Here is a 1120-nt window from a genome sequence, read left to right on the forward strand (position 1 = left end):
CGCAGTAATCCCGATAAGCGTACCCCCGGCGTTTCTCGCTACACCACCAGCAAAAACCGTCGCAATACCACCGGCAGACTGGAAATCAAGAAATACTGTCCCCACTGCAATAAGCACACCGTCCACAAGGAAATTAAGTAAACACACTTTAGTTAAAAAGTCAAGCAATCTTTACAAATCTATGAGCTACTATCGTAAACGTCTCTCTCCCATCTCCCCTAGTCAACCGATTGACTACAAAGACACCGAACTCCTCCGCAAATTCATCACCGAACGCGGCAAAATTTTGCCTAGACGTATCACCGGTTTAACTTCTAAACAACAGCGAGATTTAACTGAAGCGGTGAAACGGGCCCGTTTAATGGCTTTATTGCCTTTTGTCAACCAAGAAGCCTAAATTCAGTGATCAGTAATCAGTAATCAGTGAACAGTGATCACTGAAAATAATTGGCTAATTAAAACAGTTATCCTAATGGTGGGGTAGGAGGTTCTCCTTTTGGAGAGCCGGTCGTCGATGCCAAATTAGGTTATGCTTCCTCTTGATAAGAAACGCTGTATTTGATAAGTAATAGCACAAAATTAACTTCTTGGTGAGGATAGGCACTCATGGAAGAAGTAATTGGATATGTGTAATTAATTGTGTCTAGCTACTTAAGTAGGTAGGCGTTAAAAGTTGTCAGATGCCCCCCTTATCAAGGGGGGCAGGGGGGATCGAACCTAAAATCCATTTTTAATTTAATTATAACCAGCTACTTAACTTAAAACTTAAACCTGATAACTGATAACTGATAACTGATAACTGATAACTGATAACTGATCTCAGTATATTGGGGTCGCTTTCTCGTTTTTGCAAAGAAATATATCGGAATCGGCAGCGGATAGGAAAACTTGTGCGAGGATCTTAAGAAATAATTAAATCGCTCTAGGAGTAGCCGACGATTTTGTGATTATCGATCCAAATCCACCAATTAGCATAATGGGAGGCTCTTATGGAAAAGCAGCCGTCAGAAATCGATACCGAGTTGGATGCACAGCTAAAAGAGGAGGATTCCGAGCAGTTTCTGCGTAGTATATTTAATTCCGTGCAAGCGTCGATTTTTGTGGTGGACGTGCTGGAAAA

Annotated in this window: 2 protein-coding genes; both read left to right on the top strand. The window is 41.5% G+C overall.

What is annotated here, in order from left to right; translation table 11 throughout:
* On the top strand, positions 1 to 141 hold a 141-nt coding region (rpmG, locus tag PX484_RS03545), incomplete at its 5' end, for a 50S ribosomal protein L33 (protein WP_288102874.1).
* A 40-nt stretch (positions 142 to 181) separates the two neighbouring features.
* A complete protein-coding gene (gene rpsR, locus PX484_RS03550) occupies positions 182 to 397 on the top strand; it encodes a 30S ribosomal protein S18 (RefSeq protein ID WP_002770735.1) in 216 nt (71 codons plus the stop codon).
* Positions 398 to 1120 lie beyond the last annotated feature (723 nt).

Origin of the sequence: Microcystis sp. M49636_WE2 (assembly GCF_030065375.1) — a bacterium.
Classification (GTDB): Bacteria; Cyanobacteriota; Cyanobacteriia; order Cyanobacteriales; family Microcystaceae; genus Microcystis; species Microcystis aeruginosa_C.

Coding starts and splice junctions, on each gene's coding strand:
- rpsR (WP_002770735.1), top strand. CDS start 182: ATGAGCTACTATCGTAAACGTCTCTCTCCCATCTCCCCTAGTCAACCG.